26 protein-coding genes and 1 riboswitch are annotated in these 21,859 nt (G+C 40.5%); of the genes, 8 read left to right on the plus strand and 18 right to left on the minus strand.

From position 1 onward, the window contains the following. Window positions 1-172: 172 nt before the first annotated feature. Both pyrR and MMU05_RS00915 read left to right on the plus strand, forming a co-directional pair. Entirely contained in the window at window positions 173-715 is a 543-nt protein-coding gene (gene pyrR / locus MMU05_RS00910; protein WP_241139803.1) for a bifunctional pyr operon transcriptional regulator/uracil phosphoribosyltransferase PyrR, read from the plus strand. 7 nt (window positions 716-722) lie between these two features. Beyond that, complete coding sequence (locus tag MMU05_RS00915; RefSeq protein ID WP_241139804.1) at window positions 723-1,646, plus strand: aspartate carbamoyltransferase catalytic subunit; 924 nt, start codon at window positions 723-725, stop codon at window positions 1,644-1,646. 82 nt (window positions 1,647-1,728) lie between these two features. Here the strand turns inward: MMU05_RS00915 and MMU05_RS00920 are convergent, their stop codons facing one another. Continuing rightward, the gene (locus MMU05_RS00920) at window positions 1,729-2,790 is read right to left on the minus strand and encodes a YncE family protein (protein ID WP_241139805.1); all 1,062 of its coding nucleotides are present in this window, start codon (window positions 2,788-2,790) and stop codon (window positions 1,729-1,731) included. Beyond that, on the minus strand, window positions 2,787-4,673 hold the full coding sequence (locus tag MMU05_RS00925; protein ID WP_241139806.1) for a TonB-dependent receptor: 1,887 nt from the start codon (window positions 4,671-4,673) through the stop codon (window positions 2,787-2,789). The genes MMU05_RS00920 and MMU05_RS00925 overlap by 4 nt, the downstream gene beginning before the upstream one ends. Before the next feature lie 249 nt (window positions 4,674-4,922). Then, a riboswitch (cobalamin riboswitch) is annotated at window positions 4,923-5,139 on the minus strand. Window positions 5,140-5,259: 120 nt separating this feature from the next. On the opposite strand from MMU05_RS00925, the gene MMU05_RS00930 reads away from it, so the two are divergent. From MMU05_RS00930 to MMU05_RS00950, 5 genes are all read left to right on the plus strand, one after another. Beyond that, window positions 5,260-6,423 (plus strand): ABC transporter substrate-binding protein, encoded by a 1,164-nt coding sequence (locus tag MMU05_RS00930; protein WP_241139807.1) that lies wholly within the window; start codon window positions 5,260-5,262, stop codon window positions 6,421-6,423. After that, window positions 6,413-7,444 (plus strand): iron ABC transporter permease, encoded by a 1,032-nt coding sequence (locus MMU05_RS00935; RefSeq protein ID WP_241139808.1) that lies wholly within the window; start codon window positions 6,413-6,415, stop codon window positions 7,442-7,444. Before MMU05_RS00930 ends, MMU05_RS00935 begins: the two co-directional genes overlap by 11 nt. Window positions 7,445-7,493: 49 nt before the next feature. Further along, the gene (locus MMU05_RS00940) at window positions 7,494-8,507 is read left to right on the plus strand and encodes an ABC transporter ATP-binding protein (RefSeq protein WP_241139809.1); all 1,014 of its coding nucleotides are present in this window, start codon (window positions 7,494-7,496) and stop codon (window positions 8,505-8,507) included. A 139-nt stretch (window positions 8,508-8,646) separates the two neighbouring features. Then, entirely contained in the window at window positions 8,647-10,389 is a 1,743-nt protein-coding gene (locus MMU05_RS00945; protein ID WP_241139810.1) for a GMC oxidoreductase, read from the plus strand. A 10-nt stretch (window positions 10,390-10,399) separates the two neighbouring features. Beyond that, a complete protein-coding gene (locus MMU05_RS00950) occupies window positions 10,400-11,107 on the plus strand; it encodes a gluconate 2-dehydrogenase subunit 3 family protein (protein WP_241139811.1) in 708 nt (235 codons plus the stop codon). Between the two features lie 5 nt (window positions 11,108-11,112). On the opposite strand, the gene MMU05_RS00955 is transcribed toward MMU05_RS00950, so the two are convergent. After that, window positions 11,113-11,451: a DUF5615 family PIN-like protein gene (locus MMU05_RS00955; RefSeq protein ID WP_241139812.1), complete on the minus strand. Its 339-nt coding sequence runs from the start codon at window positions 11,449-11,451 to the stop codon at window positions 11,113-11,115. Between the two features lie 2 nt (window positions 11,452-11,453). Next, window positions 11,454-11,681: a DUF433 domain-containing protein gene (locus MMU05_RS00960; RefSeq protein ID WP_241139813.1), complete on the minus strand. Its 228-nt coding sequence runs from the start codon at window positions 11,679-11,681 to the stop codon at window positions 11,454-11,456. A gap of 311 nt (window positions 11,682-11,992) precedes the next feature. Here MMU05_RS00960 and MMU05_RS00965 point away from each other — a divergent pair, with 311 nt between their 5' ends. Next, window positions 11,993-12,649: a hypothetical protein gene (locus MMU05_RS00965; RefSeq protein WP_241139814.1), complete on the plus strand. Its 657-nt coding sequence runs from the start codon at window positions 11,993-11,995 to the stop codon at window positions 12,647-12,649. A gap of 145 nt (window positions 12,650-12,794) precedes the next feature. Here the strand turns inward: MMU05_RS00965 and eno are convergent, their stop codons facing one another. From eno to rpsE, 14 genes are all read right to left on the minus strand, one after another. Then, window positions 12,795-14,078 carry a phosphopyruvate hydratase gene (eno, locus tag MMU05_RS00970; protein WP_241139815.1) on the minus strand — a complete coding sequence of 428 codons (1,284 nt, stop codon included), beginning with the start codon at window positions 14,076-14,078 and terminating at the stop codon, window positions 12,795-12,797. 21 nt (window positions 14,079-14,099) lie between these two features. Continuing rightward, window positions 14,100-15,197, minus strand: coding sequence for a glutamine-hydrolyzing carbamoyl-phosphate synthase small subunit (gene carA, locus MMU05_RS00975; RefSeq protein WP_241139816.1), 1,098 nt, complete (start codon window positions 15,195-15,197; stop codon window positions 14,100-14,102). Window positions 15,198-15,324: 127 nt separating this feature from the next. Continuing rightward, window positions 15,325-15,819 (minus strand): 50S ribosomal protein L17, encoded by a 495-nt coding sequence (gene rplQ / locus MMU05_RS00980; protein WP_241139817.1) that lies wholly within the window; start codon window positions 15,817-15,819, stop codon window positions 15,325-15,327. A gap of 6 nt (window positions 15,820-15,825) precedes the next feature. Further along, window positions 15,826-16,815 carry a DNA-directed RNA polymerase subunit alpha gene (locus MMU05_RS00985; protein ID WP_241139818.1) on the minus strand — a complete coding sequence of 330 codons (990 nt, stop codon included), beginning with the start codon at window positions 16,813-16,815 and terminating at the stop codon, window positions 15,826-15,828. Between the two features lie 30 nt (window positions 16,816-16,845). Beyond that, on the minus strand, window positions 16,846-17,448 hold the full coding sequence (rpsD, locus tag MMU05_RS00990; RefSeq protein WP_241139819.1) for a 30S ribosomal protein S4: 603 nt from the start codon (window positions 17,446-17,448) through the stop codon (window positions 16,846-16,848). Between the two features lie 20 nt (window positions 17,449-17,468). Beyond that, window positions 17,469-17,867 carry a 30S ribosomal protein S11 gene (rpsK, locus tag MMU05_RS00995; RefSeq protein WP_084118500.1) on the minus strand — a complete coding sequence of 133 codons (399 nt, stop codon included), beginning with the start codon at window positions 17,865-17,867 and terminating at the stop codon, window positions 17,469-17,471. Window positions 17,868-17,882: 15 nt separating this feature from the next. Next, the gene (rpsM, locus tag MMU05_RS01000; RefSeq protein WP_241139820.1) at window positions 17,883-18,260 is read right to left on the minus strand and encodes a 30S ribosomal protein S13; all 378 of its coding nucleotides are present in this window, start codon (window positions 18,258-18,260) and stop codon (window positions 17,883-17,885) included. Between the two features lie 5 nt (window positions 18,261-18,265). Further along, window positions 18,266-18,382, minus strand: coding sequence for a 50S ribosomal protein L36 (rpmJ, locus tag MMU05_RS01005; RefSeq protein ID WP_113924123.1), 117 nt, complete (start codon window positions 18,380-18,382; stop codon window positions 18,266-18,268). Window positions 18,383-18,388: 6 nt separating this feature from the next. Further along, entirely contained in the window at window positions 18,389-18,607 is a 219-nt protein-coding gene (gene infA / locus MMU05_RS01010; protein ID WP_009034195.1) for a translation initiation factor IF-1, read from the minus strand. Window positions 18,608-18,609: 2 nt separating this feature from the next. Next, window positions 18,610-19,383, minus strand: a complete 774-nt coding sequence (gene map / locus MMU05_RS01015) for a type I methionyl aminopeptidase (RefSeq protein ID WP_241139821.1) — start codon at window positions 19,381-19,383, stop codon at window positions 18,610-18,612. Continuing rightward, entirely contained in the window at window positions 19,380-20,702 is a 1,323-nt protein-coding gene (secY, locus tag MMU05_RS01020; RefSeq protein ID WP_241139822.1) for a preprotein translocase subunit SecY, read from the minus strand. The genes map and secY overlap by 4 nt, the downstream gene beginning before the upstream one ends. A 4-nt stretch (window positions 20,703-20,706) precedes the next feature. Beyond that, entirely contained in the window at window positions 20,707-21,153 is a 447-nt protein-coding gene (rplO, locus tag MMU05_RS01025; RefSeq protein ID WP_241139823.1) for a 50S ribosomal protein L15, read from the minus strand. Between the two features lie 2 nt (window positions 21,154-21,155). Continuing rightward, a complete protein-coding gene (gene rpmD, locus MMU05_RS01030) occupies window positions 21,156-21,335 on the minus strand; it encodes a 50S ribosomal protein L30 (RefSeq protein WP_232826722.1) in 180 nt (59 codons plus the stop codon). Between the two features lie 4 nt (window positions 21,336-21,339). Further along, the gene (gene rpsE, locus MMU05_RS01035; protein WP_113924118.1) at window positions 21,340-21,858 is read right to left on the minus strand and encodes a 30S ribosomal protein S5; all 519 of its coding nucleotides are present in this window, start codon (window positions 21,856-21,858) and stop codon (window positions 21,340-21,342) included. Window position 21,859 lies beyond the last annotated feature (1 nt).

The raw sequence follows: 21,859 nt of genomic DNA on the forward strand, positions 1-21,859 counted from the left end.
GAGTGAAGTACAATTGTAGTGGCCATGGCCTGTCGACTATGGTCAGATTGACCGCAGCTTTAATCTTTATTTTTAGCAATTGGCAAAGAAGCGGACAATCATCCTCCGCAATTTTCAAATTTTTCAACCCAAACACCTTGAAACTTTTTATATTTGCTCCCAAAGCAAAGCCATGCAAAAAAGACTTGTTCTGGACCAACAGCAGATCGCCATCATCCTCAAACGGTTCTGCCATCAGTTGATTGAAAACCACGATACTTTTGACAATACCGTACTTTTAGGCTTACAGCCCCGTGGACCGATAGTTTTGGATAAGATTGTCAGGTTGTTGGAAGAAATCGCAGGGGTAAAAGTGCCTTTTGGATATTTGGATGCGACATTTCACCGGGATGATTTCAGAAGAAGAGATTTTCCTCTCAAAGCCAACGAAACCAAAATTGATTTTCTGATCGAGGGTAAAAAAGTTGTGCTGATAGACGATGTCCTGTACAAGGGGCGCTCTGTCAGGGCTGCTTTGGATGCCATGATAGCATTTGGCAGGCCACAGAAAGTGGAACTGATGATCTTGATCGATCGAAAATATACCAGAGATTATCCTATTATGCCGGATTATTGCGGTGTGAAAGTCAATACCCTTGAAAGCCAATATGTCTCAGTAGAGTGGGTGGAAAAAGGCTTTGAAAAAGATGCCATTTGGATAACAGAAAAAGCATAAAAAACACATGTCACAACTCAGCACCAGACACTTATTAGGCATCAAAGACATCACCGCAGATGATATCCAACTTATTTTTGAGACTGCGGACAACTTCAAAGAAGTCCTCAACCGCCCGATCAAAAAAGTACCCTCACTGAGAGACATTACCATTGCCAACATATTTTTCGAAAATTCTACCCGCACCAGATTATCCTTTGAACTAGCCGAAAAGAGGCTCTCTGCCGATGTGATCAATTTTTCTTCTTCCAACAGTTCTGTCAAAAAAGGAGAAACCCTCATCGACACGGTCAATAATATCCTTTCGATGAAAGTGGACATGGTCGTGATGAGACATGCAAGTCCGGGTGCCCCGCACTTTCTCTCCAAAAATATACAAGCAAATGTGGTCAACGCAGGAGATGGCACACATGAACATCCTACCCAAGCACTTTTAGATGCTTTTTCAATCAGAGAAAAACTTGGAGATGTGGCAGGAAAAAAAGTTGCCATCATCGGAGATATCCTCCACTCAAGGGTAGCACTATCCAATATTTTCTGCCTGCAAAAACTCGGTGCCGAAGTCATGGTTTGCGGACCGATTACCTTACTTCCAAAACACATCGACAGTCTCGGAGTCAAAGTGGAATATGATGTCCAAAAGGCACTTGAATGGTGCGATGTAGCAAACGTCCTCCGCATCCAACTTGAAAGACAACAGATCAAATATTTCCCTTCCCTGAGAGAGTATTCACTTTATTTTGGCATCAACAAAAAGATGCTTGACCGACTTGATAAAAAAATCGTGGTCATGCACCCGGGTCCTATCAACAGAGGAGTGGAACTGAATTCGGACGCTGCAGATGGCGAACATTCTATCATCCTTCAGCAAGTTGAAAATGGAGTCGCGATCAGGATGGCAGTATTGTATCTGCTTGCGGGGGCTAAATAGAAAAAAATAGAGTGAAACTTTAAGATTTCACTCTATTTTTTTCTATCAAAATGAGTCTATCGGTCCAAAATCTCCCCTTTGATCACTTAAAAATAAATCCTGAGGGGCCTTTCCCTACACTCAAAGTTCTGACTTTTTGACCTGTCGTGCTGAGAATGGAAACTGAGCCTTTTCCTTGGAAACCATTGTTCTCCGCTACATAAATCTCCTTCCCTTCAATCTTGAATCCGATCCCGTATAGCCCTGAACCCGTAAAAAAAGACCCATTGATGACTTGTCCGGTATTGACGGATACTTTTGCCACTGCATCAGTATAATCCGGAAAACCGGTAGACGTCACTATAAACAATTCACTCCCCTCTCCCAAGGTGACTATTGGAGTTGGGTTGGCCAAAGGGATTTTAACAGTCCTAACAAGAGCATAATTTCCTGGATTGATTTCGTGAAAAATCGCATTGTTTTCATCCTGGGCATAAAGAAATAACCTTCCTTCGATCTCCAAAAACTGCGTCGGATTTCCCTCCACAGCAACACTAGCCGCCAACGTTTCTGAAGCAATAGAAATCACATCATATTTTTTGGCCGCAGTACAGGCTACATAAATAAAATTCCCCACCACAATCATTCCTTCAGGACGGCTTGAAACAGCTATCTTTTTAGCGATTGGCCCTCCATTAAGGTCATTTACCACGGCTACATACGAATCAGGATTGTTGAACCCGGCATCATATGGACCCCAATCGCTGATGAATAGCTTTTGGTTGACAGAAACCAAAGACCTGGTAATATTCAATCCTAAACTTATGCCTCCAAGAAGACTAAAGTCCTTTGGATTTACAATTTCCACCTTCCCTGTATTGGCGACAAGGTACATTCTCCCCTCAGCTTCGACCATATCCTCAATCAATCCCCCAAAAGGCCTGCTGTTTTTGGTCCTAAAAATATCTTCTTTGATCACCCCGGTAGATGGATCATAATGAAAAACCTCTCCATCATTGACACCAAAAGCACCTTCATTCATGATCAGAACTCCTTTTTCAAATTCACCAACAGGGATATCTGAAGGACCTTTAGTATCATCGTTACAGGAAGCGACAAAAAATGTAAGCCAGATCAGTGGCAGGAGCAAGCGTAAATTTTTCATATTCTTACATTTAAATTGAGTTGAAAATTTCTCCCCGGCATCGCACGCAATGGCATGACTTGATAGTCGGTGTTGAATAAGTTGTTGATTTGAAAACCTAGGATTCCATTCAGATTTCGGATTGACCAATTGTAATTCCCTCCCAAGTCCCAAAGCTGGTATGGGTCTAATCTCCCAGAGCCATCTGTTCCTGAAAACCGCTCTCCTACCAACTGGTAATTTAGAAATGTACTGAATGTCCCTTTCCCAACCATAATTATTGACTGGAATTTATGCAAAGGGGTATAGGGGAGTTGATTTCCTTTGCTACGGTCATTTTCTGAAATATCCGTTTGGTTGATGGCACGGGTCATGGCATAATTAACTTTCATATGGAGATCCCATTCTCCGGCTTTTTGTGTTGCTTCCAATCCATATTCCAAACCTGAATTATGAACTTCACGGATATTTTCGGGGGTCCAGACATTCCCTTTGGGAAGCCAAATGATCCAATTGTCTACCTTCATTCTGTATACCGTAATTTTTTGGGAAAGTTCAAAATTCCCTTTTTTGAAAAGGTGATTTATGCCTGATTCCCCACTCCAGCTCTTTTCGGATTGCAATTCAGGATTGCCGCCCGGAACCCAAAAACGGTCATTCAATGTCGGAACTTTGAAACTTCTAGCCAAATTGGAAGTGAAATGTATTTGGTGTGACTCATTTCTCCATATTTCCCATTCCCCTCCGACACTTGGTGTAAATGGGGCCAAGTTTCCCTCAAAAACCAATTGCCTGAGATTGACAGAAAAGCCCAATCTTTCTGAAGGCCGAAAATTGATGGATTGATACAATTCTACCCTGGATTCTTTTGCCTGATAAGTGCTCAAATTCCCCTGGATTTCTGTTATCCTAAGACCGGATTTTGAATTCCATTTATTGCTGATCTCCCAATCCAAGTCTCCTGCAAGAAAATATTGGATGGTCTGATTGAATGAATTATTGAATAATTGATCGTCCCTGACCAAGCCACTTTTTAGATTCCAGACTTTATTTTTCCCAAAATGGAAATAATCCAAAACCAATCTCAGGTTTCGGTCTGATTGAAAATCAATGGTATTGGAACCCATCAGCGGTTGAATTTCACGATTGGTTTCATTCCACCACACAGACGTGCTGATGAGATTTTTGGGGTTGATGCTCCAAGCCAAGTCCTGCATTGCCCCTGTCTGGTCTAGTCGGCCGTGGCTTTGTCTTTCGATGGGAGTACCCATTTTGGTAATGTTTCGGAAGAGGAAATCATTTTCAGAAAAATTGCGGTAGATTCTGGTTCTTGCAGAGAATTTATTATCCGAAAAGGAATATTCTACTTGTTGGTTCCATCTCCCAAAACTCCCAAATACCGACCCAATCCTAACCTGATGATCTTCGTCAAATTTAAGTTTATTGGTCAAATGGACTGCCCCGCCGATGGCATCCGTGCCATAAAGTGCTCCTCCACTTCCAAAATGGATAGAAGCATTGTCAAAACCACCTACCGGCAAAATCGAAAAATCCGACTGCCCAAGCGAAGGGCTGTTGATGGGAAGTCCGTTCCAAAAGACAGCGTTGTGTCCGGCGGATGTCCCGCGCATGGTAAGGGAGGATAGCATTCCCGATCCATATTGACGAAGAAACAATCCGGTTCTTTGTTGGAGAAAATCCGACAAAGGCAAACCTTGGAAGATTTCAAGGTCTTTTTCGGAAATGTTTTGAATGGTACTTCCAAAAGCGTATTTGTCGAGAGAAGGAGAAAAAACCTCCACCGGGGATAAAGCGACCGTGTCTTGACTTGTTATTTCTGTTTCAAGAGAAATCTTACTTTCCTTTACAGGATTAACCTCCTGATTAAGAATTGTCTGAAACATAAATACAACCAAGAATATCAAAATCTTTTGAATTAAATGAAGATCAGCACCTATTTAATCCAAAGCCTTTTGTGGAAAATGATTGAGAAGAAAACTGGATGTTTTATAAAAACAATTAAGAATGAAGAATTCTGAATGAAAAAAATTCAAAATCCAACATTAGAAAGCTATCAACGGATAGTCCCTTTCATCCTAATCATTTTTGTGATAAACAAACTGCCTTTTCCTCAGCCTTTCACCCGAAAGCTTTGAATATGATGAAAAATGGCAGGTCTCCTGGCTTCCCTGGATTTACCGGCCTTCTCGCACGCCGCAGCGCACAATGGCAATGGAGGTGGGTAAATCACTATCCCGGGTTGATCGGGATGGGGTTACAGTTGCGGGGACAGCTTCGGTATTTCACCGAATTCCCTTTTCATCCCGAGAGCCTGATGTAGGTTCGGGAACCATAATTCTGTCACAAACATAGCCAAAGAAATTTTTTGAGCGTCTATCTGGGGTATTATTTTTTGTTCAAATACCATAATAGAAAATAGACTTTGGCTTCGGGTGTTATATTTGGAAAACATTTGTTGACACTTGCAAGATGAAAATCTCCCTACTTCACTCTTTTTATACTGCCCCCTATTTCATCTTCTTCATTTTTTTTATCCTTTTTTCCTGTCAATCTCCAAAAGAAATCAAAGAACTTGACTTGATCGAAATCCCAAATTCATATGCAACGGGCTTTGCTGTTTTTCAGGGGGAAGGATTTAAAGTGGTTGAGGTCCGACAGGCATTTCCGGATAAACATCCTCCTTTTCATTATTTGGTCAAAGAAATTCCAGATTTGAAATTGGATGAGACTGGGTTTGATGCCGTTATTTCGCTGCCAATATCGAAGGTGGTGCTGACCTCCACGACACAGGTTCCTCATCTGGACTATTTGGGGGTTTCGGACCTGTTGATGGGATTTCCTAACCTGGATTTGATTTCATCCCCACAGACAAGAAAATTGATTGATGCCGGAAAAGTGACAGACCTTGGTTCTGGGGCGCAGGCGAATATTGAGAAGATCATCGAACTCGATCCCGACTGGGTGATGATTTCAACATTGGGAGAAGACCTCAAGAACCTTGAAATTCTCAAATCAGCTAAGATTCCTGCAATACTAAATGGGGAATATGTAGAGCAGCATCCTTTGGGAAGGGCAGAATGGATCAAAATTACAGGAGTATTATTGGGGAAATCCAAAGAAGCCAAAACCATATTTTCGCAAATCGAATCGGATTATAATCAAGCTTCGGATTTGGTAAAGGAGTTACCGGAAAGCAAACCAAAAGTAATGGCAGGAGTCATGTATAAAGACATCTGGTATGTGCCCGGAGCAGACTCTTGGGGAGCAAGATTGCTGGAAGTGGCAGGTGGTGATTACCTTTTCAAAGACCAAAAAGGAACAGGAAGCGCACAGTTGAGTTATGAGTATGTGTTGGAAAATGCTCATCAATCAGACTTTTGGTTGGGAGCGGCTGATTTCAAAACTTTGGAAGAAATGGAAAATGCAGATCCTAGGTATAAACATTTCGATGCCTTCAAACAGGGTAATGTCTATACTTACACCCAAAAAAAGGGGGTAACCGGTGGGTTGGAATACTTTGAGCTTGGATATTTGAGGCCCGATTTGATACTTCGGGATTTGATCAAAATCTTATACCCGGACCTTTTGCCGGAATATTCCCTTTATTTTTACACCAAACTGGATGAGAAATAAACCCACGTGTTTCCTTTTTCTGATAGGCATTTTGATTTGCCTGCTGCTTTTCGCGATGAATCTGGCGAGCGGGTCAGTTTTGATTCCTATTCAGGAAGTGATGGGGAGATTTGTCGGGGGAGAATTTTCAAAAAGCTCATGGGAGACAATTGTTATTGGATACCGAATTCCAAAAGCATTTACGGCAATCTTGGCCGGAATCGGGCTATCTCTGAGCGGGCTTCAGATGCAGACATTTTTCAGAAATCCCCTGGCTGGCCCATATGTATTGGGTGTCAGTTCTGGGGCCGGGTTGGGCGTAGCATTGTTGATTATGGCAGGATCGGCTTTTGGTTGGTCCATATATTCAGGTGGTTTTGGGATTTGGGCTGTTGTGTTTTCTGCCACTTTAGGATCTATTCTGGTCCTTTTGCTGATGAGTCTCACCGCTTGGAAAGTAAAAGACAGCATGACTTTGCTGATCGTGGGCTTGATGTTTGGCTCTGCTGTTTCGGCCTTGATTTCGGTTTTGTCGTACTTTTCCGGGGCTGACCAACTGAAGATGTTTACCATTTGGTCTATGGGAAGTCTTGGAAGTACCCAACCTGATCAGCTTGTTGCCTTCCTTGTTGCAGTTTTATTAGGTTTGCTTCCGCTTTTGGTCAATCTCAAATCTTTCAATGCCATGTTGCTTGGGGAAGCTTATGCGGAAAGTATGGGAGTCAATGTCCACCGGTTGCGTTGGGCGATGATAGTCAGCACGGGGATTTTGGCGGGATCAGTGACGGCATTCTGTGGACCTATCGCCTTTATCGGCATTGCCGTTCCACATATGGCGAGGCTTGTTTTTAAAACAGGTGATCACCGGATTCTTTTTCCGGCTTCTGCTTTGATCGGCGCTGCAGTACTTTTGGCATGTGATACGATCAGTCAGTTACCCGGCAGTGCACAGACTTTACCAATCAATGCAGTCACTTCTTTGGTAGGAGCGCCTATGGTCATCTGGTTGATTCTGAGGAGGAATTTCAGTAAGGAGTTTTAAATAGATGAGAGATTTGAGATTTGAAAAAACGTAACTAACATAATTAACCTTGTCAATTCAAAATTCCATATTGCAGGCAACCGACCTTTCATTAGGTTATAAAAAAGGCAGCAGATCCAATGTCATTGCAGACCATATTTCCTTTTCTTTAGAAAAAGGAAAACTCACCTGTCTGCTTGGCCCAAATGGTGTTGGTAAATCTACCTTGATCAAGACAATCATGGGACAGATTCCTGCTTTGAAAAATCAGGTCTATTTGGACACAAAACCTACCAATTCCATTTCAATTAAGGATTTATCCAAAAAAATAGCAGCAGTTCTCACCGAAAAAATCAACAGTGCAAATCTTACCGTAAAGCAAGTTGTGTCTTTGGGAAGAATCCCACACACAGGTTGGTTGGGGAATTTATCTGTGGAAGATCAGCAAAAAATTGACAAGGCTATCCAATCAACACACATCAATTATATTGAGGAAAGGTCAATGAATGAGCTCAGTGATGGGCAATTGCAGAAAGTCATGATTGCAAGGGCTTTGGCACAAGATGGGGAAATTTTGATTTTGGACGAACCAACAGCGCATTTAGACCTCATCAACAGGTTTGAGATCATGCACCTCCTGCGGGATATTGCAAAGAACGAAAACAAAGCCGTGCTCGTAGTAACCCATGATCTCGATATTGCCATTGATACAGCAGATGAATTTTGGCTGATGCAATGCGGCTTGCCTTTGGTCTGTGGAAGTCCGGAAGACCTGATTCTTCAAGGAAAAATCGATCTCTTGCTTCCCAATGATCGACTCCATTTTGACAAATCTGATGGCAAAGTGCGGGATTCGGCAGAATTTCCATATCCCCACATAGATGGTCCTGAAGATATGGTGAAGTGGGTGAAGCTCGCTTTGAGAAAAAATGATATCGGGCCCGAAATCATTTCCATAACAATCAAAACAGAAGGCAGTCAAATTGGTTTTTATTTAAGCGAAAGTACAGATATACGCAAATTTGAAACGATCACTTCCTTAATTACCCATCTCACCACTTTGGCTTACAACAGGAAAAAATAGAGAAACCTAGATTTTGAAATAGATACTCAAAATTTGTATTCAGAAAACCTTGAGTTTCTATATTTATCCAAATTGGAGGTTTGTAAATTTTAGATTTTTTTATTTAACTTGTAAGACAAACATAAAAATTTTATAAAACATGAGTTTTGAAATCAAATCATCCGGAGAAGCTTATGATGTGATTATCGTAGGTTCCGGTGCCGGTGGCGGTATGGCTTCCAAAATTCTTTCTGAAGCAGGTCTATCAGTAGCTGTTCTGGAAGCAGGAGGAGATTTTGACCCGGCAAAAGGGGAAGATAGGACCCAATTGAGACCACCTTGGGAATCTCCGAGAAGAGGCAGTGGAACAAGGATCAGGCCCTTTGGAGATTTTGACCAGGCGATTGGCGGTTGGGACATCGAGGGAGAACCTTATACCCATGTAAAAGGAAGCCAATTCGATTGGTTCAGGTCTAGAATGGTGGGTGGTAGGACCAACCACTGGGGCAGGATTTCTCTCCGTTTTGGACCCAATGATTTCAAAAGAAGCAGTATTGATGGCATGGGTGATGATTGGCCGATTGGCTATGATGACGTCAAGCCATATTATGATAAAGTAGATAAACTGATCGGAGTTTTTGGCTCCAAAGAAGGGATTTACAACGAACCGGATGGATTTTTCCTTCCACCTCCAAAGCCTAGGCTACACGAGATGTTTATCATGAAAGGAGCCAAAAAAGCAAATATGCCGGTAATTCCCGGACGGCTTTCGATGCTTACCCGACCGATTAACAATGAAAGAGGTGTTTGCTTTTTCTGTAACCAATGCAACAGGGCATGTCAGGCATATGCGGATTTTTCTTCAGGTTCGGTTTTGATCAAGCCTGCCATGAAAAAAGGCAAAGTGGAATTATACACCAATGCCATGGTGAGGGCTGTGACAACCGATGATTCCGGGAAAGCTACAGGGGTATCCTACATCAGTAAAGTGGACATGAAAGAATACAAGCTCAAATCAAGAGTGGTTGTTCTAGGCGCATCTGCCTGCGAATCATCCAGGATTATGCTGAACTCGAAGTCCAAAACACATCCAAACGGAATCGGTAACAGCAGTGGGGTGGTAGGAAAATACCTACATGACTCGACAGGTGCAGACAGAATGGGGATTCTTCCCGATCTTATCGATAGAGAAAGGTACAACGAGGATGGAGTCGGAGGTATGCACGTCTACACACCTTGGTGGCTGGACAATAAAAATCTTGATTTTGCACGGGGCTACCATATAGAATATTGGGGAGGAATGTCCATGCCGTCTTATGGCATAGGTTTTTCGATGGATACGATGAGGAAATATGTGAAGGATGAATTTGGCAATCCAAGTCCAAACGGCGGATATGGGGAAGGCTTGAAAAAAGATATCCGTAGGTCCTATGGTTCTATGGTGGGTATGTCGGGAAGGGGTGAAAGTATTCCTAGGGAAACCAATTATTGTGAAATCGACCCAAATGTGGTTGACAAATTCGGCATACCTGTGCTGCGATTCCATTACAAATGGTCAGACCAAGAAATCAAGCAGGCCAAACACATGCAGGATACCTTTGAGGAAATCCTCACCAATTCCGGTGCGGTTCTATTGGGAGAGAAACCCGGAGCCGATACCATGTATGGCTTAGCCGGTCCGGGAAGGATCATCCACGAGGTAGGTACAACGAGAATGGGGAATAATCCCGCAACGTCTGCTTTAAACAGCAATAGCCAAGCCCATGACTGCAAAAACCTGTTTGTGGTGGATGCAGGACCATTTGTTTCCCAAGCTGACAAAAACCCAACTTGGACGATTTTGGCCTTGTCTTGGAGAACTTCAGATTTTATCATCAGTGAATTGAAAAAGAAAAACATATAATTCAGGAGCTATGAACAGAAGAGACAATCTCAAACTCCTTTTTGCCGGGTCTTTGGCATCCGGATTCCTTTTGACCAATTGCAAGCCGGAGGATAAGGCAGCTGATTTGAGCCCGCAAATCTCAGGCGGGACAATGGGTGGCAGGATCGAAGCGGAAAACATCAGAGACCAAAAGCTACTTTCCGAAACATTCTTTACCGAAGAAGAAAGAAAGAAACTGGATGTTTTGGTCAATATCATCATGCCTGCAGGTGAAGATTCTGGAAGTGCCACCGATGCCGGAGTTCCGGATTTCATTGAATTTATGATGAAAGATTATATTGCCTATCAAACACAGATGCGCGGTGGACTCATGTGGCTTGATCACTACAGCGATGACAATTATGGTAAAAAATTCCTGGAACTTTCTGAATCTGAAAGAATGGAAATCATTGAACTGATCGCTTGGCCGGAGAAAGCAAAACCTGAGATGGAAGGAGGCGTCAAGTTCTTTAATATGCTTAGGAATCTTACTTCTACCGGATATTTTACCTCTGAAATTGGATTCAACTATTTGGGATATGTCGGAAATAAACCGAATGTCTGGGATGGTGTCCCTGAAGAAGTTATGAAAAAGCATGGATTTGCCTATGAGGAAAAATACATTCCGCTTTATTTAAAACCCGAAGAAAGGGCAACGGTGGCGGTTTGGGATGATGAAGGAAACTTGATTGGGTGATTTTACTATCTAATTTCAAATATTGAATAATCTTCATTTTCAACAAAACTCTCTATTTCAGGAATTTTCTGGACCAAAAGCTTAAATAAATTAGCAGTACTGGTATTACCCTTTCTAAATATTATAACTTTCGGAGTCTTTTTTCTTAAGATAGCCAACTTGTAAAAGTCATCATCATTTGTCAAAATAATAAAATGATTACGTATGGCATAATCCCATATTTCTTGATCTTTGGCCGGCCAAACAAGCTCCGGTATAACTCGGACGTGCTTAGATCCAGGAAAAAAATTTTCAAGAGCTTTCGCTAAACGCCATGAAAGGTTATCGTCTACAAGAAGTTTCAAATTTATTGAATTGAAATTTTTGTAATCCCTTCCCTTTTTGCTGCAAAATTTAAGGCGGCCAATATATGCTCTCTTGTTAAGCTAGGGAAATCCTCCAAGATTTCTTCATATGTCATTCCTGAGGCCAACCATTCCAAAATATCGATAACGGCGATCCTTGTATTTACTATACAAGGTTTCCCAAATCGAATATCAGGGTTAATTGAAATATATTTATCCAAAGATTCCATAGTCTAAATATAGCCAAATCAAATAAATTTAAAGTTAAATCATTTCATTTGAATTTACTTTACTTGATTCAATTTCACACAATGAAGATCATATTACAATTTTTTTATGAATAATCTTTTATGACCTACTTGAATCGACATTTTGCTCAAAGTTATTCAGACCATTTTTTAAAACTACCTCTATCAACATATCAGAATACGGGTGATAACAAATTAAGGCCAATTCATAAGAGATAGTAAGATTTTTAGAAACTCAAAACATTTCTATTCGTTTTAGAACTAAGTTTTAATTATATTTAAAAAAATTACTTATGGAAAAATTATCCCTATTATTTACACTGAGTTTGGTTTGCTTTATATCCATGGCTCAAGTTGATCGATATTGGAAACTTGAAAATTATACTAACCCCAATGAAATAGAAACCATTACAGAATCTGAATTAAGCGAAGATTTTGAAAAAATCGGTACAATATTCGCCAAAGCAAAAGGTGTAACAATTATTTCTGCAATCAACAGTGTTAACAACAGGGCGCTAAGAAAACTGAAAACAGAAACCTCTATGAGGGGAGGAAGTCACATTTTGTTTCTCCATGAAACCCAAGAAAATAATATATTTTCAAAAACAACGGCTTACTCTGCAATCATATACAGATCACCAAAATTGAATATTGAAGATTTAAAGAATGTTTTGAACGCCAACAATTTTTCATTCAAGCTTGAACGTAAATATAACCGCAACAAATTCTCACATTTAGACAATCCTATCAACCGACCTCTCAAAAAATTAGAATGGAATGAGCCTTACTTGAAAAATGGTAAAATAATTATTGAAATAACTGAAAATATTGGGAGTTCAAATAGGCTCATCAAATATGAAGTTATTGCATTTTCAGAAACGCAGATATTACTATTTATTGAAGACATTCCAAGTATAGAAATGAGATTGATAAGTCTGGAAAGGACATAAAAAAAGCAGCTTCTCAGCTGCTTTTTTTATTCATTTGATTTACGTAATTACTATTTACGTATTTACGCTTGCCACAGACAAAAAATTCTTCGATTGAAAACCCATAGTAGTGGCTATGGCCTGTCGATCGTGGTCTATGGACTGATTACTTTTTCTTACTAGGGAAAATAGCTGATTCTCCCAACTGTTCTTCAATTCTTAGCAATTGGTTGTATTTTGCCATCCTGTCAGATCTGGAAGCTGAACCGGTTTTGATCTGTCCACAGTTGGTCGCTACTGCTAGGTCAGCAATTGTCGAATCTTCAGTTTCGCCCGATCTATGAGACATTACAGCAGTAAATCCTGCTTTGTGAGCCATTGCAACAGCCTTCAAAGTTTCTGTCAAGGTTCCGATTTGGTTAACCTTCACCAAGATAGAGTTGGCGGATTTTTCTTTGATACCTCTTTCAAGGAATTTAACATTGGTTACGAATACATCATCACCGACCAATTGGACTTTGTCTCCGATTTTAGCAGTTAGCATTGCCCAACCAGCCCAATCATCCTCAGAAAAACCATCTTCTATAGAATCGATTGGATATTTTTGAGTCAATTCAGCCAAATACTCAACTTGTTCTTCTCTGGATCTAATTTTTCCGTTTGGACCTTCAAATTTAGTATAGTCGTATTTTCCGTCTTTGTAAAATTCTGTAGCAGCACAATCAAGCGCTATGGTGACATCATCACCGGCTTTGTAGCCTGCATTTTTGATCGCATCCAATACACAAGCCAAAGCCTCCTCTGTTCCTCCAGAGAAATTAGGAGCAAAACCACCTTCATCTCCTACAGCAGTGCTGAGTCCTTTATCGTGAAGGATTTTTTTCAAGTGATGAAAAATTTCAGCACCCATCCTGATGGCTTCCGAAAAACTTGAAGCACCAACAGGTCTTACCATAAATTCCTGGAAAGCAATAGGAGCATCAGAATGTGATCCTCCATTAATGATGTTCAACATTGGGACAGGAAGTGTATTGGCATTAACTCCACCGACGTATCTGTAAAGTGGTTGGCCGGATTCCATGGCCGCTGCTTTGGCAACTGCCAAAGACACACCAAGAATTGCATTTGCACCAAGTTTACCTTTGTTTGGAGTTCCGTCAAGACCAATCATGATTTCATCAATCAGATTTTGCTCGAAAACGTCCATTCCCACCAACTCAGGAGCAATGATATCATTTACATTGGAAACTGCTTTTAAAACACCTTTTCCAAGATATTTCGATTTATCGCCATCACGGAGTTCCACAGCCTCACTGATTCCGGTAGAGGCTCCACTAGGGACAGCAGCCCTTCCAAAGGCCCCATTTTCGGTGTAAACATCCACTTCGACTGTAGGGTTACCCCTAGAATCTAAAATTTGTCTTGCATGAATCGATTGGATCAATGTCATAATGTTAAGGTTTAAGAGTTTTTAATTTTTATTGATTAAAGAGATAAAATCATCAAATAAGTACCTCGAATCATGCGGTCCGGGGGAAGACTCAGGATGGTACTGCACTGAAAAAGCAGGTTTGTTTGTCAATTTAATACCCGCAACAGTATTGTCGTTCAAATGTACATGCGTCATTTCTACAAGGGCGCTTTTTTCAACATCCTCCCTGTTGACGACAAAACCATGATTCTGTGAAGTGATTTCACTTTTGCCAGTTAAGAGGTTTTTGATAGGGTGGTTCAATCCACGGTGTCCGTGATGCATTTTGTAGGTTGAAATGCCACAAGCTTCAGCGAGAATCTGGTGTCCAAGACAAATTCCAAATAATGGCTTATTTGTAGCTAAAATATCCTTAGTGGTATTCACTGCATATTCCATGACAGCAGGGTCACCAGGACCATTGGAAAGAAAATAACCGTCCGGATTCCATGATTCCATTTCGGCCAAAGTAGTTTTTGCAGGGAAAACCTGACAATAAACCCCTCGTTCGGCAAGATTTCTCAAAATATTCCTTTTTATCCCAAAATCAAGGCAGGCAACTTTGATGGAAGAAGATTCATCTCCAAAGAAATAAGGAACGTCCGTAGATACTTGAGAGGAAAGTTCCAATCCGTTCATATCGGGTATTTTATTCAATTCGGCTTTAAGACCTGCCAGATCATCATCAAATTCAGAGCTGATAATGGCATTCATAGCTCCTTTGGAACGGAGATGTCTTACGAGCTTTCTGGTGTCAATATCCGCTATGCCTGTAATCCCATAACGGACTAGATAATCCTGCAAAGAACCACTTGCATCAAGTCTGCTGAATACTTCAGAGAAACTGTTGACCACAATCCCTGCGATGGTAGGATGATCTGATTCTACTTCAGAATCGATGACTCCATAATTTCCGATATGAGAAGTAGTGGTGACTACTATTTGTCCGGTATAAGAAGGATCTGTGTAAATCTCCTGATATCCGGTCATACCTGTGTTGAAACAAATTTCACCGCCGTTGGTACCTTTACTTCCAATTAATGATCCATGGAAAATTGTACCGTCAGCCAAAAGAAGGGTAGCTTTTTGTTTATTCATCTTAAATTTTTGGACTTGTCAAAGTTAAGGAATTTTGGAGTATTAGCCTTGGTAATTTGGGGTTGAAATAAAAAAAGGGATTGAACCAAAGTCCAATCCCCTTATATTTAGAATTACCTGACATGAATTATTCACCAGTATTTTCTTCTTTTTTGTCTTCAGCTTTCGCTGCAGAAGATTCAGGTGCATCAGTTGCTTTTACAGCACTTCTTCTGCTTCTTCTGGTTGTCTTCTTAGCAGGTTGAGCATCTTTCAACATCAATTCATTGAAATCTACCAATTCGATAATACACATTTCTGCATTGTCACCCAATCGGAAACTTGTCTTGATGATTCTCGTGTAGCCACCCGCTCTTGTTCCTACTTTCTCCACTACTTCACCAAACAAGGCTTTGATACCTTCTTTGTTTTGAAGATAAGAGAAAACCACCCTTCTATTGTGGGTTGTATCTTCTTTGGCTCTGGTAATCAGAGGCTCTACATATTTTCTTAGCTCCTTTGCCTTGGCAAGCGTCGTAGAAATACGCTTATGAAGAATCAGGGAAGTTGCCATGTTAGAAAGCATTGCTTTCCTATGACTGGCTGTCCTGCCAAGGTGGTTGAATTTCTTACCGTGTCTCATTTTAAATTATTCTTCATCAAGTTTATACTTAGATAAATCCATTCCAAAAGTCAGGCTTTTTTCTTGGATCAACTGCTCTAATTCAGCAAGAGATTTTTTTCCGAAATTTCTGAATTTCATCATATCTGAAATTTCCAATTTGGCTAGATCTCCGAGGGTACGGACATCAGCTGCTTTCAGACAGTTGAAAGCTCTTACGGAAAGATCCAAATCACTCAAAGGAGTTTTAAGGAGTTTTCTCATGTGCAAGAACTCTTCGTCAATTGGCTCAGGTTCAGAAATACCTGTTGAATCCAAGACCATAGTCTGGTCAGAGAACAACATGAAATGCTGAATTAGAATTTTTGCTGATTCCTGAAGGGCTTTTTCCGGGTGGATTGATCCATCGGTGGTGACTTCCAAAATCAATTTTTCAAAGTCAGTCTTTTGTTCAACCCTGGTGTTTTCCACGCTGTATTTCACATTTTTGATAGGTGTGAAAATCGCATCGATAGGAATAACACCGAAAATCTGCTCTTTCGGTTTTGATTCTTCAGCAGGAAGATATCCCCTGCCTTTTTCTACTGTCAGTTCAATTTCAAAACTTTTGGTGTCGTCAAGATGACAGATGATCAGCTCAGGGTTCAATATTTCGAATGAAGTAGTGAACTTGGCTATATCTTTGGCAGTCAAAACAGGCTGGTTTTTAATCTCAACAGTTATTTTTCCATCAATTGAATCATGGACTTTTTTAAATCTAACTTGCTTGAGGTTCAGAATGATATCAGTCACATCTTCAACAACGCCCTCGATTGTAGAAAACTCATGTACTACCCCAGGAAGCTTCACAGAAGTGATCGCATAACCTTCTAATGAGGACAAAAGGATTCTCCTCAAGGCATTACCGATGGTGACCCCGTAGCCCTTTTCAAGAGGCTTAAAGGTGAATAAACCGTGAAAATCATCGGCTTTTTCCATTACCACTTTCTCGGGCATTTGAAATGCTAATATGGACATATCAATAGTTCTGTTTAAGTCTGAAAGTAATTATTTAGAGTAAAGTTCGACGATCAACTGTTCCTTGATATTCTCAGGAATATCATCTCTACTTGGAATCGATACAAACTTACCTGCCAAAGAGGTGTTATCCCACTCTAACCAAGAATAACGGTTACTTCTACCTGCAAGGCTATTGCTGATTGCTTCAAGAGATTTTGAACGCTCTCTTACAGAAACAACATCACCCGGCTTCAAGGTATAAGATGGAATATTGACTAGTTCACCATTGACAAGAATATGTTTGTGTGAAACAAGCTGTCTTGCTCCTCTTCTTGTTGGCGCGATGCCTAATCTATAAACCGTGTTGTCCAATCTTGACTCTAGCAACTGGAGAAGGTTTTCACCTGTAATTCCTTGCTTTCTAGATGCAATGTCAAACATTTTAGCAAACTGTCTTTCCAACACACCATAGATGTATTTGGCTTTTTGCTTTTCAGCAAGCTGAATAGCATATTCAGACTGTTTTTTTCTTCTACCTCTTCCGTGCATTCCGGGAGGGTAATTTTTCTTTTGGAGAGCTTTGCTGTATCCTTCGATAGGCTCACCGAATCTTCTGGCGATCTTTGCCTTTGGACCTGTATATCTTGCCATTATATATCTTCTTTAAGAAATTATACTCTTCTACGTTTTGGAGGACGACATCCGTTATGTGGTAGTGGGGTCACGTCCACGATGGTAGTCACATCCAGTCCTACATTTTGCAAAGTCCTTATAGCCGACTCACGTCCTGCTCCAGGTCCTTTTACAAAAACCTCAATTTTTCTCAATCCAAGGTCATATGCCACCTGTCCGCAATTTTGCGCGGCCATCTGTGCTGCATAAGGAGTGTTCTTTTTGGAGCCTCTGAATCCCATTTTACCGGCAGAAGCCCAAGAGATCACTTGACCAGAATTATTGGTAATAGAGATGATGATATTGTTAAATGAAGCTTTGATGTGCACCTGCCCAACTGCCTCAACTTTAACTACTCTTTTTTTACCTTTAGCTTTATCGTTTCTTTTCTGAGCCATAATCTAATTCAAGATTTATTTAGTTGCTTTTTTCTTGTTAGCAACAGTCTTTCTCTTACCTTTTCTTGTTCTTGCGTTATTCTTGGTTTTCTGACCACGAACAGGTAGACCCTTTCTGTGTCTCAAACCTCTATAACACCCAATGTCCATCAATCTCTTGATATTCAATTGGATTTCTGACTTCAGCGCACCTTCTGTTCTGAATTCATCCGCAATGATAGTTCTGATAGCGGTAGACTCATCATCATCCCACTCACCTGCTTTCTTATCGAAAGAAATTCCCGCCTTGTTCAGGATTGATCTTGCTGAACTTCTACCTATTCCGAAGATATAGGTCAAGCCGATCTCACCACGCTTGTTGTCTGGTATGTCAACACCTGCAATTCTTGCCATAATGATTAACCTTGTCTTTGTTTAAACTTAGGATTCTTCTTGTTGATCACGTAAAGTTTTCCGTTTCTTCTGATTACTTTACAGTCAACACTTCTCTTTTTGATTGATGTCTTAACTTTCATGACATTTTATTTGTATCTGTAAACGATTCTACCTTTTGAAAGATCATACGGAGAGAGTTCAAGTTTGACTTTATCCCCCGGCAGGATCTTGATATAATTCATTCTCATTTTACCCGAAATATGTGCGATCAATTGATGCCCATTTTCTAGTTCCACTTTAAACATTGCGTTAGACAATGCTTCTACGATTGTACCATCTTGCTCTATAGATGTCTGTTTAGCCATACTTAGAATTTGAAATTTTCTTCTATATATTGATGTGTAGTCAAAATTTCGGTTCTATCCTCAAATATCGCTACAGTATGCTCATAATGGGCTGACTGCTTTCTATCTGCTGTTCTGATCGTCCATCCATCCCTTTCCTGAACAATGTTCCTTGTTCCGAGATTAATCATGGGTTCGATGGCGATAACCATACCGGCTTTTAGCAAAGGTCCACTACCTTTTTTACCGTAATTGGGAACTTCAGGGGTCTCATGTAGATTCCTACCTAGACCATGACCTACCAACTCCCTTACTACGGTAAATCCTTTGGCCTCAACATATCTCTGAATCGAATATCCGATATCGCCGATCCTGTTTCCAAAAACAGCTTTTTCTATACCTAGGTAAAGAGATTCTTTCGTTGCTTTGAGCAATGACAAAACTTGGGGAGAAACTTCACCGACAGGGTAAGTATAAGCGCTATCGCTATGAAAACCTAGGTGAAAGACTCCACAATCTACTGAGATTATATCGCCATCTTTCAAAACATAGTTACTTGGAAAACCATGCACAACGACTTCATTTACTGAAATACAAAGTGACGAAGGAAATCCATTGTAACCTTTAAAAGAAGGAACTCCGCTGTTATCACGGATGTACTCCTCTGCTATTTTGTCAAGATAAGAGGTCTTTACCCCTTCTTTAATATATTTGGCCACTTCTCCGTGAGCCTTTCCTAGAATCTGAGCACCTTGTTTGATTATCTGAACTTCCTCGGAAGTTTTGTAATGAATCATACCGCTGCTGCGTAGTTTGTAGGATTGTTTTTCATGTTTCCACTCTTCATCATTCCTTCGTAGTGCCTCATCAACAAATAACTTTCAATTTGTCTCAAAGTGTCCATGATTACACCGACCATGATCAATAGAGAAGTACCTCCATAGAATTGGGCAAATTCACCTCCAACGCCTGCAATGATCGCAAAGGCAGGTAGAATAGCAATCAGTGACAGTAGCAAAGAACCGGGAAGTGTGATTCTTGAAATTATGTTATCAATGAAATCAGAGGTTGGTGCGCCCGGCTTTATGCCCGGTACAAAACCACCGTTTCTTTTCAGATCCTCTGCAATTTGCTCAGGGTTAACTGTGATAGCAGTGTAAAAGAAGGTAAAAAGAATGATCATTGTAGCAAATACCAAGTTGTACTGCCAAGAAGTGAAATCACTAAAGGTGCTTCCAATGTAGTTGGCGATATCGCTTTCTGAGGACCAAATCTGAGCAATCAGAGCGGGTAAGAACATCAACGACTGGGCAAATATAATAGGCATTACACCTGATGCATTTACTTTAATCGGGATATATTGCCTTTGTCCACCATACACTTTGCCTCCCACAACTTGCTTTGCATATTGAACAGGTATTCTTCTTGTCGCCTCTGTCATAGCAACGACTCCAAGAACAACGAAGAACAATACTGCAGCCTCAATTAACAGCAACAACATTCCTGATGTACCTTTTGAAAGAACCTCTGCAATGATAGCTCCTGGGAATCTTGATATGATACCGATCATGATGAGCATAGAAATACCATTTCCTATACCTTTCTCAGTGATCTTTTCACCTAACCACATACAGAACATCGTTCCAGCAGTAAGCAATACCAAAGAACTGAACATGAATAGTGTAGTACTTACCATAACCGCTCCTGTTGGGAGTATTGTGGCAGTAATATAACCCACACCTTGTGCGATAGTAATCAGGATGGTAAGAACTCTTGTGAATTGATTGATTCTTTTTCTACCGGATTCACCTTCTTTTTGAAGTTTTTGAAAATACGGGACTCCAACAGTCAATAACTGAAGCACAATTGAAGCAGAGATATACGGCATGATACCCAAACCAAAGATGGAAGCATTACTAAAAGCACCACCTAAGAATGTGTCAATCAAACCGAATATACCTTCTGGCGCATCACCAAGCTTAGAGGGATCTACTCCTGGTAAGACTATAAAAGATCCAAGTCTAAACACAACAAGAAAACCTATAGTGTTTAGAATTCGGATCCTTAGATCTTCAATAGAAAAGATATTCTTAACTGTTGAGATAAACTTTTTCATTTATTTAAAGCTTGTTTACTGTTCCGCCTACTTTTTCAATGGCTTCAACAGCTGAAGCAGAGAATAGGTGAGCACTTACATTTAATTTGGCTGTAAGTTCGCCTCTACCTAACACTTTTACAACATCTTTTTTAGAAACGAGTCCATGTTCTACCAAAGTATCAAAGGTCACGGTATCTAGTTTAAATTCTGTAGCCAGACTTTGGATGATATCCAAATTAATTGGCTTGTGTGTAACAGTATTAAGGCTTTTGAAACCAAACTTAGGAACTCTTCTTTGAAGAGGCATTTGACCACCTTCAAATCCTAACTTTGACTTGTATCCAGACCTGGACTTGGCACCTTTATGACCTCTGGTAGAAGTCCCGCCTCTTCCTGATCCTGTACCACGTCCGATCCTCTTACTGGATTTGACCGATCCTTCTGCAGGTTTTAATGTATGTAATTTCATGATTAAGCTTCCTCCACTTTTACAAGGTGACTAACTTTTCTGACCATACCAGCAATTGCAGGATTGGATTCAATCTCTACTGTCTTGTTGATTTTACCAAGTCCTAAGGCTACAATTGTAGCTTTCTGATCTTTAGGTCTTTTTATGGTACTTTTTATCTGAGTTATTCTGATTTTTCCCATTTTCTTAACCGTTAAAAACTTTTGACATTTTAACACCTCTTTGCTGGGAAACAGCGATAGCATCTCTCAATTGCACTAATGCATCGATTGTTGCCTTTACCACATTGTGAGGGTTTGATGAACCTTTAGATTTTGCCAATACGTCAGTAACGCCGGCACTTTCCAAAACAGCTCTCATCGCACCACCTGCTATTACACCGGTACCGGCAGCTGCAGGCTTGATAAGAACAAAACCTCCACCAAATTTACCTAATTGCTCGTGAGGGATAGTACCTTTCAAAACAGGAACCCTTACAAGATTTTTCTTTGCATCTTCAATTCCTTTTGTGATCGCATCAGTCACTTCATTGGCTTTACCAAGTCCATAACCTACAACACCTGCACCATCACCTACCACAACTATAGCTGAAAATGAAAATCTTCTACCACCTTTTACCACTTTGGCAACTCGGTTGATAGCAACAACTTTTTCTTTTAATTCAGTATCTGTTGCCCTAATTGGTTTTCTTTTTACCTGAGACATA

It is taken from the genome of Cognataquiflexum rubidum (assembly GCF_022538115.1).
GTDB lineage: Bacteria > Bacteroidota > Bacteroidia > Cytophagales > Cyclobacteriaceae > Cognataquiflexum > Cognataquiflexum rubidum.

Bases quoted from the DNA above. Each gene is read 5' to 3' on its own strand.
- pyrR (WP_241139803.1), top strand. From the start codon at position 173: ATGCAAAAAAGACTTGTTCTGGACCAACAGCAGATCGCCATCATCCTC.
- MMU05_RS00915 (WP_241139804.1), top strand. From the start codon at position 723: ATGTCACAACTCAGCACCAGACACTTATTAGGCATCAAAGACATCACC.
- MMU05_RS00920 (WP_241139805.1), bottom strand. From the start codon at position 2,790: ATGAAAAATTTACGCTTGCTCCTGCCACTGATCTGGCTTACATTTTTT.
- MMU05_RS00925 (WP_241139806.1), bottom strand. From the start codon at position 4,673: ATGTTTCAGACAATTCTTAATCAGGAGGTTAATCCTGTAAAGGAAAGT.
- MMU05_RS00930 (WP_241139807.1), top strand. From the start codon at position 5,260: ATGAAAATCTCCCTACTTCACTCTTTTTATACTGCCCCCTATTTCATC.
- MMU05_RS00935 (WP_241139808.1), top strand. From the start codon at position 6,413: ATGAGAAATAAACCCACGTGTTTCCTTTTTCTGATAGGCATTTTGATT.
- MMU05_RS00945 (WP_241139810.1), top strand. From the start codon at position 8,647: ATGAGTTTTGAAATCAAATCATCCGGAGAAGCTTATGATGTGATTATC.
- MMU05_RS00950 (WP_241139811.1), top strand. From the start codon at position 10,400: ATGAACAGAAGAGACAATCTCAAACTCCTTTTTGCCGGGTCTTTGGCA.
- MMU05_RS00960 (WP_241139813.1), bottom strand. From the start codon at position 11,681: ATGGAATCTTTGGATAAATATATTTCAATTAACCCTGATATTCGATTT.
- MMU05_RS00965 (WP_241139814.1), top strand. From the start codon at position 11,993: ATGGAAAAATTATCCCTATTATTTACACTGAGTTTGGTTTGCTTTATA.
- eno (WP_241139815.1), bottom strand. From the start codon at position 14,078: ATGACATTGATCCAATCGATTCATGCAAGACAAATTTTAGATTCTAGG.
- carA (WP_241139816.1), bottom strand. From the start codon at position 15,197: ATGAATAAACAAAAAGCTACCCTTCTTTTGGCTGACGGTACAATTTTC.
- rplQ (WP_241139817.1), bottom strand. From the start codon at position 15,819: ATGAGACACGGTAAGAAATTCAACCACCTTGGCAGGACAGCCAGTCAT.
- MMU05_RS00985 (WP_241139818.1), bottom strand. From the start codon at position 16,815: ATGTCCATATTAGCATTTCAAATGCCCGAGAAAGTGGTAATGGAAAAA.
- rpsD (WP_241139819.1), bottom strand. From the start codon at position 17,448: ATGGCAAGATATACAGGTCCAAAGGCAAAGATCGCCAGAAGATTCGGT.
- rpsK (WP_084118500.1), bottom strand. From the start codon at position 17,867: ATGGCTCAGAAAAGAAACGATAAAGCTAAAGGTAAAAAAAGAGTAGTT.
- rpsM (WP_241139820.1), bottom strand. From the start codon at position 18,260: ATGGCAAGAATTGCAGGTGTTGACATACCAGACAACAAGCGTGGTGAG.
- rpmJ (WP_113924123.1), bottom strand. From the start codon at position 18,382: ATGAAAGTTAAGACATCAATCAAAAAGAGAAGTGTTGACTGTAAAGTA.
- infA (WP_009034195.1), bottom strand. From the start codon at position 18,607: ATGGCTAAACAGACATCTATAGAGCAAGATGGTACAATCGTAGAAGCA.
- map (WP_241139821.1), bottom strand. From the start codon at position 19,383: ATGATTCATTACAAAACTTCCGAGGAAGTTCAGATAATCAAACAAGGT.
- secY (WP_241139822.1), bottom strand. From the start codon at position 20,702: ATGAAAAAGTTTATCTCAACAGTTAAGAATATCTTTTCTATTGAAGAT.
- rplO (WP_241139823.1), bottom strand. From the start codon at position 21,153: ATGAAATTACATACATTAAAACCTGCAGAAGGATCGGTCAAATCCAGT.
- rpmD (WP_232826722.1), bottom strand. From the start codon at position 21,335: ATGGGAAAAATCAGAATAACTCAGATAAAAAGTACCATAAAAAGACCT.
- rpsE (WP_113924118.1), bottom strand. From the start codon at position 21,858: ATGTCTCAGGTAAAAAGAAAACCAATTAGGGCAACAGATACTGAATTA.